Here is a 14,014-nt window from a genome sequence, read left to right as displayed (position 1 = left end):
CCTACCTGTCTTCCAGCAACATCAGTTGCAGGGCGGCGCGGATCGCCGTGTCCTCCAGCCCGGCGGCGCGGAAAAAGGCCAGCGCGGCGGTCAGGTCCGCCGGATTGCCCTGGCGACCGCTGTCGAAAAGCGCGATGGCTTCCAGCAGCGCCTCTCCCAGGCGGGCGGTGCCGATCCGGTCGGCAAGGCGGGCAGGCGGGACGGCGTCGGGGCCGAAGCCCGCGGCGATGGCGCGGGCGCGCGGCGTGGGGGGCTGTGCCAATCCGGGCCTGCCTCTGGCCAGAGCGGCAAGGAAACGCGTCTGGGGGTCGGCGTCGGCGTCGGCGGGCGGCGTCTGCGCCGCCTCCGAATAGCCCGAGGACAACAGGCGGATGCGCCAGATCAGCGCTGCGACAGGGGCGGAGGTGGCCTGCAGATCGGCAAGGCGTTCGCCGAACATCTCGGCAAAGGCGGTTTCGAGCCGGGCTTCGCGCATGGCGGCCCAGGCGGCGGGCAGGGTGGTGGCCACGGCGCGCGCGTCACCATCCGTCAGCGCGGCATCGAGGTCCTGGATCGCCGCGACCCGCTCCCACACCCCGCCCGAGGCCGCGGGCCTGCGTTCGGTGTAAAGCCCCAGCAGCAGGTTGGGGCCGATGGCCCCGGTGCGGGTCAGCCGCTCGGCGGCCTCGATCTGGGCCTTCCACCCGGCCACGTCGCGCAGGTCGGCGGTGGCGAAGAGGCGCGGCAGCGGGGCGGTGGGCAGCCTTTCCCCGATCGCCTCGAACAGGCGGAAGGTCAACGGGTCGGGATCGGCGGGCGCGGGCAGCGGCGGGGCGCCTTCGAAGATTTCGGGGCTCACGAACCGGTCGAGCAGCGCCAGCCGGTCCGCGGGCAGCAGCTCCAGCGCGTGGACCGCCTCCAGCGTCAGCGCCGCGGTCTGCCAGTCGCCGCGGCGCATGTGGCAGAAGATGGTGGCGGCATAATCGGGGGCCAGCCAGGGCGCGGCGGTCAGTGCCGCGCAGCTGCGGTATTCGTCGCCGGTCAGCAGGGTGGCGTCGAACCAGCGGCGGAAGCGGTCGGCGGTTTCGGTCGGTCCGGCCAGTTGCACCAGCGCCTGCGCGGGATCGACGGCGCCCAGCTCCATCAGCCGGTCGAGCCGGGCCAGCAGCAGCGTTTCGGCCTGCTCCGCGGCCGGGGGCGGGCGCGATTCCGAAAGCAGCAGCGTATAAAGCAGCTTCTGCATCGCCGGGCTGTATTCGACCGGGGCATCGGCGATCAGGCGCGCCAGAACCGCCGGGTCGGAGCCGATCCACAGATCCACCGGCAGGCCGGTCACCGCCGCCCCTACCAGCCCCAGCGGCGGCGCCAGCTTTTCCAGCGGCGTGATCTCGATGGCCGGCATCCGGGCCGAGTCGCTGACCGGCGGCTCCATCAGCACGGTGCCCGGCAGGGTCCGTGGTGGCGGCCGGTTCAGCCAGTCGATGGCGGAAAGCGGCGCCTGTGCCGCGGCCGGGGGCGCTAGGGCCAGAAAGGCGATCAGTGCCGTTTCAGTCCGCATCCAGCGTCACCGGAACCCGGATCTCGTCCATCGGGGGGGCGAAATCGGCGCCGAACCACGGGCCCACATAGGCATAGGCGACCAGCGCGATGCCCGACAGAACCAGAAGATAGAGCAGAAGCTTGACCAGTCGTCGCATGGGGTTCCCTGCCTCGTTCGCTGCCTTTTGCGGCTGTTTATATATGGCCTTTTCGTCAAGATCACGTCATTCACGGAATCATGAGCGAAAAAGAGCGGGAATCGTCGCAAGGGGCTGCCTCTCGGGCGTCGGGCAGGCTGCTCAGGACCGTGGTCATGGTCGGCATGATGGGGGCGGGCAAGACGGCGGTCGGCCGGGCGCTGGCCGCACGGCTGGGGGTGCCGTTCAGGGACAGCGATCACGAAATCGAACTGGCCGCCAACATGAGCGTGGCCGAGATCTTCGACCGCGATGGCGAGGCCTTCTTTCGCCGCAAGGAGTCCCAGGTGATCGGGCGGCTTCTGGATGGCGGCCCCTGCGTGCTGTCCACCGGAGGGGGGGCCTTCCTGCTGCCCGGGAACCGGCGGATGATCTCGCAGCGGGGGGTGTCGGTGTGGCTGAATGCGGATCTGGAGGTGCTGTGGGCCCGGGTCCGGCGCAAGGATACGCGGCCGCTTCTGCGCACGCCCGATCCCCGCGCGACGTTGCGCGCGCTTTACCGCGCGCGGGTGCCGATCTATGCGCAGGCGGATCTGGAAGTAATCTCGGACGACAGTGTTTCGATCGAGGAGATGGTTGACCGGGTGCTGGCCGCGCTGGCCATGCGGCCCGGCGTGCTGGAACGGGAATGATGCGGACAAGCGTGGATGTGGAGCTGGGCGCGCGCGCCTACACGGTGGAGATCGGTCCCGGCCTGCTGGCCGAGGCGGGCGAGAGGATGGCGCCATATCTGGCGCGTCCGCGCGTGGCGGTTCTGACGGACGAAACCGTGGCGGGGCTGCATCTGGAGGCCCTGGGCGAGGGGCTGGCGCGGGCCGGCGTGCAGATGCAGGCGCTGGCGCTGCCGGCGGGCGAGGCGACCAAGGGCTGGCCCCAGTTGCAGCGGGCGGTGGAGTGGCTGCTGGAATGCCGGGTGGAGCGGCGCGACATCGTGGTGGCGTTGGGTGGCGGGGTGATCGGGGACCTGGCGGGATTTGCCGCCGCCATTCTGAGGCGCGGGGTGCGTTTCGTGCAGATCCCCACGACCCTGCTGGCCCAGGTGGACAGCTCGGTGGGGGGCAAGACCGGGATCAACTCGGTCCATGGCAAGAACCTGATCGGCGCCTTTCACCAGCCGTCGCTGGTGCTGGCCGACACGGCGGTTCTGGACACGCTGCCGGCGCGCGATTTCTTGGCCGGTTATGGCGAGGTGGTGAAATACGGGCTGCTGGGGGATGCGGATTTCTTTGCCTGGCTGGAACGGCACGGGGCCGCGCTGGCGCGCGGGGACATGGCCGCCCGGGTCGAGGCGGTGGCGCGCTCGGTGCGGATGAAGGCCGAGATCGTGGCGCGGGACGAAACCGAACAGGGCGATCGGGCGCTGCTCAATCTGGGGCACACCTTCTGCCACGCGCTGGAGGCGGCGACCGGCTATTCCGACCGGCTGCTGCATGGTGAAGGCGTGGCGATCGGCTGTGCGCTGGCCTTCGAGCTTTCGGCCCGGCTGGGCCTGTGCAGCCAGGAAGAGCCGGGGCGGGTGCGCGCGCATCTGCGGGAAATGGGGATGAAGGTGGATCTGGCCGACATTCCGGGGGATCTGCCGGATGCGGCGGCGCTTGTGGATCTCATGGCGCAGGACAAGAAGGTGGTGGACGGGCAGCTGCGATTCGTCCTTGCGCGGGGCATCGGCCGGGCCTTCGTGACCTCGGACGTGCCGGAGGGGGCGGTTCGTGCGCTGCTTGAAGATGCGCTTGCAGATCATTGAATTGGCCGGTTGAACGGGTTGGGGGCTCTGCCCCCTCTTGGCCCTGACGGGCCAATTCACCCCCGGGATACTTGCAGGCCAGAAAAAGACATTTGGTGGCTGGAAGGGGACCCCGTGGGGCGCGGCGTCAGGGGCGGCGGTCGCGGAAGAAGTGCCGCAGGAGGGCTTCGGCCTCGGCGGCGCCGATTCCGTCGAAGATCTCGGGCCTGTGGTGGGTTTGCGGGTGGGAGAATACTCGCGGCCCATGCGCGACACCGCCCGATTTGGGGTCGGCGGCGGCGTAGTAGAGGCGGGCAATGCGGGCGGCGGCGATGGCCCCCGCGCACATGGCGCAGGGCTCGAGCGTGACGTAGAGCGCGTGGTCGGTCAGGCGCTCGGATCCGATGGCGGCACAGGCGGCGCGGATGGCCAGCATCTCGGCATGGGCGGTGGGGTCTTTCAGTTCGCGCGTGCGGTTGCCGGCGGCGGCGATCACCTGGCCGCGCGGCGAGACGATCACCGCGCCCACCGGCACCTCGCCGCGTTCTCCGGCGGCGCGGGCCTCGATCAGCGCCTGGTTCATCCATGATCTGAACGCCATGCCCCAACCTGCCCCGTGCGCTCGTCCCGTGCAATCTCCTTTCGCAAGAGCATGGAATGGGCTAAGGGCGGGGCATGAGCAAGCCTCCCGATCCCGGCGAACGCATCGCCAAGGTTCTCTCGCGCGCCGGCGTGGCCTCGCGCCGCGAGGCCGAGCGGATGATCGCCGCCGGCCGCGTGGCGGTGAACGGTCGCCGGATCGACAGCCCGGCGCTGAACGTCGCGCCCTCGGACCGCATCGCCGTTGACGGCAAGCCGCTGGCCGCGCCCGAACCGCCCCGGCTGTGGCTGTATCACAAGCCCCCGGGGCGGGTGACCACGACCCGGGACGAGAAGGGCCGGCCGACCATATACGACGATCTGCCCGCCGACATGCCGCGGGTGATGAGCGTGGGGCGGCTGGATATCAGCTCCGAAGGGTTGCTGCTGCTCACCAATGACGGAGCATTGAAACGGCGGCTGGAGTTGCCCTCGACCGGCTGGCTGCGCCGCTATCGGGTGCGGATCAGGGGGCGGCCGCGGGACGCGGATTTCGACCCGCTGCGGGCGGGGATCGTGCTTGAGGGCGAAAGGTTCCAGCCGATGCAGGTGGTGCTGGATCGCCAGCAGGGGGCGAATGCGTGGCTGACCATCGGCCTGCGCGAGGGGAAAAACCGCGAGATCCGCCGCGCGCTGGAATCCCTCGGCTTTGCGGTGAACCGCCTGATCCGCGTCTCGTACGGGCCGTTCCAGCTGGGCAATCTGAAGCCGGGCGCGGTGGAGGAGGTACGGCGGAGGGTGCTGCGTGACCAGCTTGGCATGGCGGTCGGGGAGGGCGGCGAAACTGCCGGGGCGTCCAAACCGCGCCGGCAGCCGCGTGCGCGGCGTGGCGTTGGCGATGGGGCGCGCTCGCGCGCGGCGGGAAAAGGCCGCGGCTGAGCGGCCGGCGCCACGGTTCCCTCTGGCAAGCGGGGCCCTGATCGCCTAGGTTTTCCGGAAAGTTGGAGAACGGGGGAGGCATGGCTCCGAACCTTGTGCAGAAGATCGCCTACGCGGCGCTGGTGGTTTTGCTGTTCGGGCTGACCACCGGCTGGCTCGGGGGGCTGTGAGGGGCATGGCGCGTCGGTTCGGCGGAAAATTCAGCCCGCGCCCTTCGCAGGACGACCCGGCCGCTGACAGCCCGGCGGTGGACGGGGCGGGCGATGCCGGACCGGGGCCCTATGACGGGGCGCGTGTCGATCCGGTGGGCGCGCGGGCAAACCTGCTGTTCATTCCGCCCATCCCGATGGTGTTCATGTCGCTTTCGGGCGGGGCGGCGCGGCTGGCGCTGGCTCTGGCCGCGGCAGCGGTGCTGTGGTCGGCAACCTGGCTGCTGCGCGAGGGGCTTCGGGCCGAAGCCGCCTATCACGCTCGCAAGGTGGCCCGCCGCCCGGCCTTTCCGCGCAAGATCGCGGCCAGCATTCTCACCGGGATCGGCGCCGGCCTGGCCGCCTGGTGGAGCGAGCCGGGCATGGTGGCTCCGATTCTCTATGGCTTCATCGCTGCCGGTCTTCATGTCGTGGCCTTCGGCCCCGACCCGTTGCGCGACAAGGGGATGGAGGGCATCGACAGCTTCCAGCGCGACCGCGTGGCGCGGGTGGTGGACGAAGGCGAGGCCCATCTTCGCGCCATGACCGAGGCCATCCGCCGCGCCGGCGACCGCGCGCTGGAGGACCGTGTCGAGCAGTTCCAGCGCACCGCGCGCGAACTTTTCCGCACGGTCGAGGAAGATCCGCGCGATCTGACCCAGGCGCGGCGCTACATGACCGTCTATCTGAAGGGCGCGCGCGACGCCACCGCTCGCTTTGCCGACATCTTCGCGCGCAGCCGCGACGCGCAGGTGCGCGCCGACTACCTGGCCCTGCTGGACGATCTGGAGCAGAATTTTGCCGCGCGCACCCGCAAGATGCTGCTTGACGACCGCAGCGACCTGACCATCGAAATAGAAGTGCTGCGCGAAAGGCTGCAGCGCGAGGGCGTGCGCGCCGACTGAGCCGCGCCCTGCAGGGAAAGAGGGGGAAACCCATGTCCGAGAATATCCGCAAGAAGGCCGAAGAGACGCTGGCCGAGGTCGAGGCGCTCTCATCCGCCATCCTGCCCGACCCCGCCCCCGAGGTGGTGCCGATGGAAGAGGCGGACGAACGCTTGCGCGCGGAAATCCGCCGGCGCATGGATGAAATCGACCTGAGCGACAGCAATTCGATCGTCCGTTTCGGATCGGCGGCGCAGGCCGAGCTGCAGGAGATCAGCCAGGCGATGCTGCAGGACGTGCGCAACAAGGACGTGGGTCCGGCCGGCGACAGCCTGCGCGAGATCGTGACCACGATCCGGGGGTTTTCGGTATCCGAACTTGACGTGCGGCGCGAACGCAGCTGGTGGGAAAGGCTGCTGGGCCGCGCCGCGCCGGTGGCGAAGTTCATGGCCCGCTACGAGGAGGTGCAGGCCCAGATCGACCGGATCACCGACAATCTTCTCGAGCATGAACACAGGCTGATGAAGGACATCAAGGCGCTGGACATGCTCTACGAGCGCACGCTGCGCTTCTATGACGAGCTGGGCCTCTACATCGCTGCGGGCGAGGAAAAGCTGGCCGAACTCGACAGCCGCGACATCCCCGAACTGGCGGCGGCGGTCGATGCCGCGCCCGGAGACGAACAGGTGATGAAGGCCCAGCAGCTGCGCGACCTGCGGGCTGCCCGCGACGATCTGGAACGCCGGGTGCACGACCTGAAGCTGACCCGGCAGGTGACGATGCAGTCGCTGCCCTCGATCCGGCTGGTGCAGGAAAACGACAAGTCGCTGGTGACCCGGATCAACTCGACCCTGGTGAACACGGTGCCGCTGTGGGAAACCCAGCTTGCCCAGGCGGTGACGATCCAGCGCAGCGCCGAGGCCGCGGCCGCCGTGCGCGAGGCCACGGACCTGACCAACGAACTGCTCACGGCGAATGCCGAGAACCTGCGCCAGTCCAACCGGATGATCCGCGAAGAAACAGAACGCGGCGTCTTCGACATCGAGGCGATAGCCAGGGCCAATGCCGAACTGATCGGCACCATCGAGGACAGCCTGAAGATTGCCGACGAAGGCAAGGCGCGCCGCGCGGCAGCCGAAGCGGAACTGAGGAAGATGGAGGCCGAGCTGCGCGATGCCCTGGCGGCGGCGAAGGCGCGCAAGGAGGGGGCAGGGGATGGTGGCGCGGCCTCGGTGCCGGGCTGAGCGAACGATGCGGGGCGCAGGCGGTCCGGGCGTGTGGGGGGCGATGGCGTTTGCCGGGCTGGTGCTGTCGGCCTGCGCGCCGCTCGCGCCCACCGCGCGCACCGTTCCCGATACCCCGCGCACGACGCCCGACAGGGTGACGCCGCGCTCGGCGGCCAGCCGCGACCTGGAACGCTATTACCGCGCGATCCAGAACGATCTGCTGGCAAAGGGGCTGCTGCGCACCGACGGCGGCGGGCCGGATACGCCCTTCGATGCCGACACGCTGCTGCGCGATTTCGAGCGGATCGCCTTCTATGACGAATATTCCCGCTCGCCCCGCAAGGGCGGCGCGCTGAGCCGCTGGGAACGCCCGGTTCGCATCGGCATCGAATTCGGCCCCTCGGTGCCGCTGGCCCAGCGCGAAAAGGACGAAAGGAACATCCGCAACTATGCCGCACGGCTGGGCCGGATTACCGGCCACCCGATCGCGGTAAGCGACAGCGCCGCCAATTTCCACGTCTTCGTGGCCGGCGAGGACGATCGCGACTTCGTGCAGGCCCGGCTGAAATCGCTGGTGCCGGATATCAGGGACTCCGAACTCGCGCTGTTCCGCGACCTGCCGCGATCCTTCTACTGTTTCGTCGTGGCGGTCTCGGATCACAGCAATCCGAATACCTATACCCATGCCGTCGCCCTGATCCGTGCCGAGCATCCGGACCTCGTGCGCCTTTCCTGCATTCACGAGGAAATCGCGCAGGGGCTGGGGCTGCCCAATGACAGCCCCCAGGCGCGGCCGTCGATCTTCAACGACGACGACGAATTCGCGCTGCTGACCACGCATGACGAAATGCTGCTGAAAATGCTGTACGATCCGCGCCTGAAGCCGGGCATGACCGTGTCCGAGGCCCGTCCCCTTGCCCGGATCATCGCGCGGGAACTGATGGGAGAGCGGTCATGACCCGCGCGCCCCGACACTGAACGGAAAGGACCGGTTCCATGGGCATATTCGACTTTCTCACCGGCGAATTCATCGACGTCATCCACTGGGTGGACGATACCCGCGACACCATGGTCTGGCGGTTCGAACGCGAAGGCCACGAAATCAAGTATGGCGCCAAGCTGACCGTGCGCGAAGGCCAGGCTGCCGTCTTCGTTCACGAAGGCCAGCTGGCCGACGTCTTCACCCCCGGCCTGTATATGCTGGAAACCAACAACATGCCGGTGCTGACGAAGCTGCAGAACTGGGACCACGGCTTCCGCTCGCCCTTCAAGTCCGAGATCTACTTCGTCAACACCACCCGTTTCAACAACCTCAAATGGGGCACCCGCAACCCGATCATCTGCCGCGACCCGGAATTCGGCCCGGTGCGCATCCGCGCCTATGGCAGCTATACCATCCGCGTCTCCGACCCGGCCCGCTTTCTGGTCGAGATCGTCGGCACCGACGGCGAATTCACCATGGACGAGATCAGCTTCCAGATCCGCAACATCATCGTGCAGGAGTTTTCGCGGGTGATCGCCGCCTCGGGCATCCCGGTTCTGGACATGGCCGCCAATACCGCCGATCTGGGCCGGCTGGTCGCCACCGAAATCGCCCCGACGCTGGAAAGCTACGGGCTGAGCATGCCCGAACTCTACATCGAGAACATCTCGCTGCCCCCGGCCGTGGAAGAGGCGCTGGACAAGCGTACCTCGATGGGGCTGGCGGGCGATCTGGGCCGGTTCACCCAGTATTCCGCGGCCGAGGCCATGACCGCCGCGGCCACCAACCCCGCGGGCGGCGGCATGGCGGCCGGGCTGGGCGCAGGGATGGGCATGGCGATGGCCGGCCAGATGATGCGCTCCGGCCCCTGGGGGGCCGCCCCCCTCCAGACGCCGGCCGAGGCCCCCGCCCGAGCCCCCGTTCAGGCACCACCCCCCCCGCCGCCGCCCGTGGAAAGGGTCTGGCACATCGCCGAGAACGGCCAGACCCGTGGCCCCTTCTCGCTGGCCCGTCTCGGACGCATGGCGCAAGGCGGCGAACTCACCCGGCAAACCCATGTCTGGACCCCCGGTCAGGACGGCTGGAAACGGGCCGGTGACATCGACGAGCTGGCCCGCCTCTTCACCGTGCTGCCGCCGCCCCCGCCGCCTGCCGCCTGATCCGCCTCTTCCTCTTGCCAGAAATACTCCCGCCGGAGGCCCCCGCCATGTCCACCCCCGCAAGCGCATCGGCCGTGGAGGAGCACCGCTTCCCCTGCGACAAGTGCGGCGCCGACTACCGCTTCGACCCGGTTTCCGCGATGCTGGTCTGCGATTTCTGCGGTGACAGGAAACCGATCGAAGGGCGCGGGCCCTGGCAGGGCGGCGCCCTGCGCGAGATGGATTTTCACGCGACGCTGGAACGGCTCCTGCCGGATGCCGACAGCGAGGAAAAGCGGGTCGTCACCTGCCCCAACTGCGCCGCTGTGTTCGAATTCGACCCCGACATCCACGCCGCCCTGTGCCCGTTCTGCGCCACGCCGGTGGTGACCGACACCGGCGCACACCGGCAGATCAAGCCGCGTGGCGTGCTGCCCTTTGCCCTTGACGAACGCGCCGCGCACAAGGCCATGACCGACTGGCTGGGGCGGCTGTGGTTCGCGCCGAACGGGCTGAAGCAATATGCCCGCAAGGGGCGGAAGATGCAGGGCATCTACGTGCCCTTCTGGACCTTCGACGCCGACACCACCTCCACCTACCGGGGTGAGCGGGGCACGATCTACTACGAAACCCGCACCGTCATGCGCAAGGGCCGCCCCGAGCGCCAGCAGGTGGCGAAGATCCGCTGGCGCCCCGTCTCGGGCCGCGTCGCGCGGTTTTTCGACGACGTGCTGGTGCTGGCCTCGCGCAGCCTGCCCAAAGGCGACACCGACGGACTGGAGCCCTGGGACCTTTCCGCGCTGGAGCCCTATCAGCCGCAATACCTGGCCGGCTTTCGGGCCGAGGCCTACACGGTCGATCTCGAAGAAGGCTTCGAGCAGGCCCGCGCCTGGATGGACCGGGTCATCGCCCGCGACGTGCGCTTCGACATCGGCGGCGACAGCCAACGCATCCACCGCATCGACACCACCGTCTCGGCCGTCACCTTCAAGCACATCCTGCTGCCCGTGTGGCTGGCCGCCTACCGCTATCGCGGGCGAACCTACCGGTTCATGGTGAATGGCCGCTCGGGCCGCGTCCAGGGGGAAAGGCCCTGGTCGGTCGTCAAGATCACCCTTGCGGTCCTTGCCGGGCTGATCCTGGCCGGCATCGCGGGATATGTCGTCGCGCAGAACGGCTGAGCCTCAGCCGACCGGCGGGATCTTGTCCTCCAGCGGCGGGATCGTGTAATCGGCCGCCACCTCCGGTCCTTCCTCGTCCGGGGGCCGGTTCGCGATGATCCACGCCTTTGCCGCCTCCATCTGGTCCATGCTGAAGGCTTCGACCTCCGAGGCGACGAGGGGCGCGAACATCCGAGTGGCCGCGCGGATCCATTCGCGGTCCGAGATCACCGCGATGCGCGGGAAATCCCCGATATGGGTCAGCCCCAGCCGCGCGTCATCCCAGGCCGCACCGGCGCTGAACCCCTCGAATTCGGGGCCCAGCACGTAGAGAAGCTTGACCTTCCCCTCCTGCCGGATCCGCGCCTCGATCTCGGGGATCAGGGTCTTTTCATAGTCTTCCGCGTCGATGAAGCCCTTTGCCGCAAAGGCCACGACGTCTCTGGGGAAGCCTTCGAGGAACTCGAAATGCCCTTCTTTCCGTTCGGTCATGCGCGTCTCCTTTCCTTATGCCGGGCCCCGGCGGCGACCGGCCCGAATCGCCGGAAGGCGGCCTGGCCGCCTGCCGGCATCATGCAAGGGCTTCAGCCGCGCTTGATCGCGATCTTCTTCGCCTGCTCCACGGCTTCGCGGCTCTTGCGTGGCACAGTGATGTGCAGCACGCCATCCTTCATCCGCGCCTCGGCCTTGTCGCCTTCGGCGTCTTCGGGCAGGCGGAACGAACGCCGGAAAGCGCCATACTGGCGCTCGCTGAAATACCAGGTATCGCCCTTGCGTTCGACCTCGGTCTTCTTTTCGCCCCGGACGGTAACGATGCCATTTTCCACGGTCAGTTCGATGTCGTCTTCCGACACGCCGGGAAGTTCGATGCTGATTTCATAGGCGTCGTCATTGCCCGATGCCTCGGAGGCCGGGCTGAGCCATTCGGCCAGCCGCGAGGTGAAGGCGCGGAACGGATCGTAAAGCGAGGGCCAGAGCGACCCGTTGTCGGTTTTCTCAACCATGGTCTGTCCTCCTGTTTCCGTCTCGGCAAAACTATGCCGCAAATTGCGGAGTCTCACATTGATTTAGAGCAAGGTGCGGCCATTCAAGTCCCCTTGCGTTCATGTCGCATCCCCGTCATCCTCCGCCCGCCACATGACATGGAAACCGGCCCGATGCCCGTGACACCGACCGATCTCGACGCGCTTTTCGCGGCGCGTCATTCCTGCCGCGGCTTTCGTCCCGACCCGGTACCGCGCCCCGTGATCGCGCAGATCATCGCCACCGCGCGCCGGGCGCCGTCCTGGTGCAACGCCCAGCCCTGGCAGATCGTCGTGACCTCGGGCGAGGAAACCGAACGGCTGCGCAAGGCACTGCGCGCACAGGCCGAAAAGGGCACGAGCGCGCCCGACATGCCCTTTCCCTCGGGCTATAGCGGCGTCTATCTCGACCGGCGCCGCGCCTGTGGCTGGCAGCTATACGACGCGGTGGGCGTGAAGAAGGGCGACCGGGCGGGCTCGGCCCGGCAGATGAAAGAGAATTTCAACCTCTTCGGCGCGCCGCACTGCGCGATCCTGTCCAGCCCGGCCGAACTCGGCCCCTATGGCGTGATGGATTGCGGCGGTTTCATCACCGCTTTCACGCTGGCGGCGCAGGCGGCCGGGGTGGCCACGATTCCACAGGCTGCGGTGGCGGCTTTCGCGCCCTTCCTGCACGAGCATTTCGACATCGGCAACGACCGGCTGATCCTGTGCGCCATCTCCTTCGGCTACGAGGATGCGCACCACCCGGCCAACGGCTTTCGCACCGATCGTGCCGCGGTCGATGACATCACGGACTGGCGGGAATGATCCGCCGGCAAGAACGGGAGAGCCCGACATGCGCGCCCTGATCCAGCGTGTCACCCGCGCCAGCGTTTGCGTGGACGGAGAAGTGATCGGCCGCACCGGCCCCGGCCTCTTGGTCTTCGTCTGCGCCATGGCCGGCGATACCGAAGCCCAGGCCGAGCGGCTTGCGGCCCGAATCGCGAAACTGCGGATCTTCAGGGACGAGGCAGGCAAGATGAACCGATCGGTGCTGGACATGCGCGGGGGGGCGCTGGTGGTCAGCCAGTTCACGCTGGCTGCCGATACCGCGCGCGGCAACCGCCCGGGCTTCTCCGCCGCCGCGCCTCCGGCCGAGGGCGAGCGGCTCTACCGCCATTTCGCAGCCCGGCTTGCGGCGCAGGGCGTGCCGGTCGAAACCGGCCGTTTCGGCGCCGACATGGCGGTGGAACTGGTCAATGACGGGCCGGTGACGATCTGGATGGAGATCACCCCTGATGGCTGAGACCCCCCGCAGCCTGGCCGTGGCGCTGTGGCGCGCGGGCGTGGCGGCGGTGGAGGGCCACGCTGCCACGCGCGCCGCCCTTGCCGAGGGCGCATGGGACGCCCCCGCGCCGCCCGATCTGATCCTTGCCGTGGGCAAGGCCGCAGGCAGCATGGCGCGGGCCGCGCTCGAGCGCTTCGGCGAGGTGCCTGCGCTGGTGGTCACCAAGGATGGGCATGGCGCAGGCCTGCCGGAGGGGGCGCGGCTGATCGAGGCCGCCCACCCGGTGCCGGACGCGCGCAGCCTGGCTGCGGGACAGGCCCTGCGCGAGGCGGTCGAGGCGATGCCGCCGGGTTCGCGCCTGCTGCTGCTGGTCTCGGGCGGGGCTTCGTCGCTGGCCGAGGACCCGGTCCCCGGCGCAACGCTTTCCGATATCGCGGCGCTGAACCGCCGGCTGCTCGGGGCCGGGCTCGACATCGCGGCCATGAACGCTCGGCGGCGCAGGCTGTCGCGGATCAAGGGGGGGGGGCTGCTCGCCCGGTTTCGGGGCGCGCGGGTCACGGTGCTGGCGATTTCGGACGTGCCGGGCGACGATATCGCGGTGATCGGGTCGGGGATCGGCGCGGCCCCCGCCGCCGCGCGCTTCGAATACACTGCGAGGATCGTGGCCTCCAACGCCATCGCCCGGGGTGCGGTGGCCGATGCCGCCCGCCTTCGCGGGCTGGCGGTGCTGGAAAATTGCGAGGCGTTGCATGACGACCTGTACGCCCTGGCCGCGCGTTGGGGCCCGCGCTTGCGCGACATGGGGCGGGGCGTCATCGTGCTGGGCGGAGAGCCGACGGTGATCCTGCCCGAAAACCCCGGCCGGGGCGGGCGCAACCAGGCGCTGGCGCTGGCGCTGGCGCGCGAGATCGCCGGCGTGCAGGGGCTGGCGGTGGTCGTGGGTGGCACCGACGGCACCGACGGCCCCACGAATGCGGCGGGCGGCGTGATCGATGGCCGCACATGGGGGGCGGGGGCGGACGCGGCCCTGGCCGCGGCCGATGCGGGCAGCTGGCTGGAGGCGCGCGGAGACCTCCTGACCACCGGCCCCACGGGAACGAACGTGATGGACCTGCTTGTGGCCGTACGCCGCTGATACCACGCCGGTGCCCCCGCCCCGGCCCCGGCCCGCCCCTTTTTCTGGCCGG

At 69.1% G+C, this 14,014-nt stretch carries 16 protein-coding genes; 11 read left to right on the top strand and 5 right to left on the bottom strand.

Annotated elements, in window-relative coordinates; all coding sequences use genetic code 11:
• Position 1 precedes the first annotated feature (1 nt).
• Both ACZ5CM_RS10205 and ACZ5CM_RS10200 read right to left on the bottom strand, forming a co-directional pair.
• On the bottom strand, positions 2-1,537 hold the full coding sequence (locus tag ACZ5CM_RS10205) for a hypothetical protein (RefSeq protein WP_464638320.1): 1,536 nt from the start codon (positions 1,535-1,537) through the stop codon (positions 2-4).
• Positions 1,527-1,676, bottom strand: coding sequence for a hypothetical protein (locus ACZ5CM_RS10200; protein WP_464638317.1), 150 nt, complete (start codon positions 1,674-1,676; stop codon positions 1,527-1,529). The genes ACZ5CM_RS10205 and ACZ5CM_RS10200 overlap by 11 nt, the downstream gene beginning before the upstream one ends.
• A gap of 80 nt (positions 1,677-1,756) precedes the next feature.
• Here ACZ5CM_RS10200 and ACZ5CM_RS10195 point away from each other — a divergent pair, with 80 nt between their 5' ends.
• Positions 1,757-2,347 (top strand): shikimate kinase, encoded by a 591-nt coding sequence (locus ACZ5CM_RS10195; protein ID WP_464638314.1) that lies wholly within the window; start codon positions 1,757-1,759, stop codon positions 2,345-2,347.
• Positions 2,347-3,459: a 3-dehydroquinate synthase gene (gene aroB, locus ACZ5CM_RS10190; protein WP_464642571.1), complete on the top strand. Its 1,113-nt coding sequence runs from the start codon at positions 2,347-2,349 to the stop codon at positions 3,457-3,459. The genes ACZ5CM_RS10195 and aroB overlap by 1 nt, the downstream gene beginning before the upstream one ends.
• Positions 3,460-3,586: 127 nt before the next feature.
• Here aroB and ACZ5CM_RS10185 read toward each other — a convergent pair whose 3' ends face one another.
• The gene (locus ACZ5CM_RS10185) at positions 3,587-4,039 is read right to left on the bottom strand and encodes a nucleoside deaminase (protein WP_464638311.1); all 453 of its coding nucleotides are present in this window, start codon (positions 4,037-4,039) and stop codon (positions 3,587-3,589) included.
• 74 nt (positions 4,040-4,113) lie between these two features.
• On the opposite strand from ACZ5CM_RS10185, the gene ACZ5CM_RS10180 reads away from it, so the two are divergent.
• The 6 genes from ACZ5CM_RS10180 (at position 4,114) to ACZ5CM_RS10155 (ending at position 10,556) form a co-directional block, all read left to right on the top strand.
• Positions 4,114-4,956, top strand: coding sequence for a pseudouridine synthase (locus ACZ5CM_RS10180; RefSeq protein ID WP_464638308.1), 843 nt, complete (start codon positions 4,114-4,116; stop codon positions 4,954-4,956).
• A gap of 175 nt (positions 4,957-5,131) precedes the next feature.
• Positions 5,132-6,049: a 5-bromo-4-chloroindolyl phosphate hydrolysis family protein gene (locus ACZ5CM_RS10175; protein WP_464638305.1), complete on the top strand. Its 918-nt coding sequence runs from the start codon at positions 5,132-5,134 to the stop codon at positions 6,047-6,049.
• Between the two features lie 32 nt (positions 6,050-6,081).
• Positions 6,082-7,272 carry a toxic anion resistance protein gene (locus ACZ5CM_RS10170; protein WP_464638302.1) on the top strand — a complete coding sequence of 397 codons (1,191 nt, stop codon included), beginning with the start codon at positions 6,082-6,084 and terminating at the stop codon, positions 7,270-7,272.
• A 7-nt stretch (positions 7,273-7,279) separates the two neighbouring features.
• Positions 7,280-8,212 (top strand): DUF2927 domain-containing protein, encoded by a 933-nt coding sequence (locus ACZ5CM_RS10165; protein ID WP_464638299.1) that lies wholly within the window; start codon positions 7,280-7,282, stop codon positions 8,210-8,212.
• A 38-nt stretch (positions 8,213-8,250) separates the two neighbouring features.
• Positions 8,251-9,396, top strand: a complete 1,146-nt coding sequence (locus tag ACZ5CM_RS10160) for an SPFH domain-containing protein (RefSeq protein WP_464638297.1) — start codon at positions 8,251-8,253, stop codon at positions 9,394-9,396.
• A 47-nt stretch (positions 9,397-9,443) separates the two neighbouring features.
• Positions 9,444-10,556 carry a TFIIB-type zinc ribbon-containing protein gene (locus tag ACZ5CM_RS10155; protein ID WP_464638294.1) on the top strand — a complete coding sequence of 371 codons (1,113 nt, stop codon included), beginning with the start codon at positions 9,444-9,446 and terminating at the stop codon, positions 10,554-10,556.
• A 3-nt stretch (positions 10,557-10,559) separates the two neighbouring features.
• Here ACZ5CM_RS10155 and ACZ5CM_RS10150 read toward each other — a convergent pair whose 3' ends face one another.
• On the bottom strand, positions 10,560-11,027 hold the full coding sequence (locus tag ACZ5CM_RS10150) for a SpoIIAA family protein (RefSeq protein WP_464638291.1): 468 nt from the start codon (positions 11,025-11,027) through the stop codon (positions 10,560-10,562).
• 92 nt (positions 11,028-11,119) lie between these two features.
• Positions 11,120-11,539 carry an Hsp20/alpha crystallin family protein gene (locus ACZ5CM_RS10145; protein ID WP_464638288.1) on the bottom strand — a complete coding sequence of 140 codons (420 nt, stop codon included), beginning with the start codon at positions 11,537-11,539 and terminating at the stop codon, positions 11,120-11,122.
• A 153-nt stretch (positions 11,540-11,692) separates the two neighbouring features.
• Here ACZ5CM_RS10145 and ACZ5CM_RS10140 point away from each other — a divergent pair, with 153 nt between their 5' ends.
• From ACZ5CM_RS10140 to ACZ5CM_RS10130, 3 genes are read left to right on the top strand one after another with little or no spacing between them, the layout of a single operon-like run.
• Positions 11,693-12,367 (top strand): nitroreductase, encoded by a 675-nt coding sequence (locus ACZ5CM_RS10140; protein ID WP_464638285.1) that lies wholly within the window; start codon positions 11,693-11,695, stop codon positions 12,365-12,367.
• A gap of 28 nt (positions 12,368-12,395) precedes the next feature.
• Positions 12,396-12,845, top strand: coding sequence for a D-aminoacyl-tRNA deacylase (gene dtd / locus ACZ5CM_RS10135; RefSeq protein WP_464638282.1), 450 nt, complete (start codon positions 12,396-12,398; stop codon positions 12,843-12,845).
• Positions 12,838-13,962, top strand: coding sequence for a glycerate kinase type-2 family protein (locus ACZ5CM_RS10130; protein WP_464638280.1), 1,125 nt, complete (start codon positions 12,838-12,840; stop codon positions 13,960-13,962). Before dtd ends, ACZ5CM_RS10130 begins: the two co-directional genes overlap by 8 nt.
• Positions 13,963-14,014 lie beyond the last annotated feature (52 nt).

It is taken from the genome of Piezobacter thermophilus, assembly GCF_055386745.1.
This window is presented reverse-complemented; position numbering and strand designations above follow the sequence as displayed.